Consider the following 1272-nt stretch of genomic DNA (forward strand, 5'->3'; position numbering starts at 1 on the left):
CCGCCCGCAGCACGAGCCCGCAGGTGTCCACGAGCAGGTGCCGCTTACGGCCCCGCACACGCTTGCCCGCGTCGTAACCGATCGCTTCGCCGCCCCGCCCCCGAACCCGGTCCGGCCATCCCGGCCGACCGCTACCCGAAGGGACACCCAGATGAGCGACCACGAGATCGTCCGCGCCTGGAAGGACCCGGAGGCGGACCGCTCCGCCACCGGATACCCGCTCGGTGACCCGGACCTGACCGCGATCTTCGGCGGTGAGCAGGAAATCACCGGCATGGAGGAGGCCGGCTGCGGCACCCTCGCGAGCTACTGTGTCGGCTGCGGGAGCAACTCCCTCGTCGGCCTCTGCTGAGTCCGGACCAGGTGCCCCCGGCCGCCCCGGCCGGGGGCACCTGCCGTTGCGGGCCCGGTCGCCGTCCTACGGCGCACCCCCGCCCGCCGCCCGACCCCCGCGTGCCGGCCGCGAGGACACTCTCGGATCCGACCTTGACACCGCCCGGGCCCGACCTGGGCCGCGCTCTTCCAAATGCGGCGGCCTCGGGCCTTCCGACGGCGCAGGGGACGGCCGTGCGGGTCAGCCGAGCCTGGCCGCGATCAACCGCGCGCACTCCACGGACTCGGCACCGGCCGTGTCCACCTCCAGGTCGTAGTGCACGCCCTGGTGGACGGCCACGGCCTGGGCCTCTGCCATCCCCATGACCCGGTCAGCCCGGGTGACCTCGCGCCACGCCGCGACCTCCGCCTCGCACCGCACACCGACCCAGAGCACCTCGAGCCCTGCGAGGGCCCGCCGCCACCGCTGCTGGGAGACAGGGCCGCCGAGGAAGACCTCGTCCACGATCACCCGTGCCCCGGCGCGGGCCATGGCCGCGATCCCCGCCATCCAGGCGTCCTCCAGCTCTCGGAAGCCGTTCCCTACTGACACCGAGCCGTCCGTGCCGATGTCGATCCCCTCCTCTGAGGCGAGGAGGGACGGGGGCATGCCCTGGATCAGCGTGTCTAGCCCGAACGTCAGCCAAGGGTCCGGCAGGACGGCCTGGAGGCAGCGGGCCAGACCGGTCTTCCCCGAACTGGAACCGCCGTTGAGAATGATCACTCGAGTCGCCATCGCGCCACTCTAAGGTGGCCCGGAGACCAATCCAACATCTTTTCGGGCGAACCGGCACAGCCCAGCGGATAAGAAAGTGTTGGGTAAGTGATCAACTCCGTGGCGTGATGCACCGGCGGTGATCTTCGCGATCGGGGCATCCGAGAAGATCACTGTCATGTGTG

The 1272-nt window shown here is 71.1% G+C and carries 2 protein-coding genes and 1 pseudogene; 1 reads left to right on the forward strand and 2 read right to left on the reverse strand.

The genetic code is table 11. The features are described 5' to 3' along the window. A pseudogene (locus ACH5AR_RS33860) lies at window positions 1-94 on the reverse strand (IS5/IS1182 family transposase); the annotation flags it as partial. A 57-nt stretch (window positions 95-151) separates the two neighbouring features. Here ACH5AR_RS33860 and ACH5AR_RS33865 point away from each other — a divergent pair. Further along, window positions 152-352 (forward strand): hypothetical protein, encoded by a 201-nt coding sequence (locus ACH5AR_RS33865; RefSeq protein ID WP_396305359.1) that lies wholly within the window; start codon window positions 152-154, stop codon window positions 350-352. 222 nt (window positions 353-574) lie between these two features. On the opposite strand, the gene cpt is transcribed toward ACH5AR_RS33865, so the two are convergent. After that, complete coding sequence (gene cpt / locus ACH5AR_RS33870) at window positions 575-1108, reverse strand: chloramphenicol phosphotransferase CPT (protein WP_396305360.1); 534 nt, start codon at window positions 1106-1108, stop codon at window positions 575-577. Window positions 1109-1272 lie beyond the last annotated feature (164 nt).

It is taken from the genome of Kitasatospora sp. NPDC018619, from assembly GCF_044391605.1.
Classification (GTDB): domain Bacteria; phylum Actinomycetota; class Actinomycetes; order Streptomycetales; family Streptomycetaceae; genus Kitasatospora.

Bases quoted from the DNA above. Each gene is read 5' to 3' on its own strand.
- cpt (WP_396305360.1), bottom strand. From the start codon at position 1,108: ATGGCGACTCGAGTGATCATTCTCAACGGCGGTTCCAGTTCGGGGAAG.
- ACH5AR_RS33865 (WP_396305359.1), top strand. From the start codon at position 152: ATGAGCGACCACGAGATCGTCCGCGCCTGGAAGGACCCGGAGGCGGAC.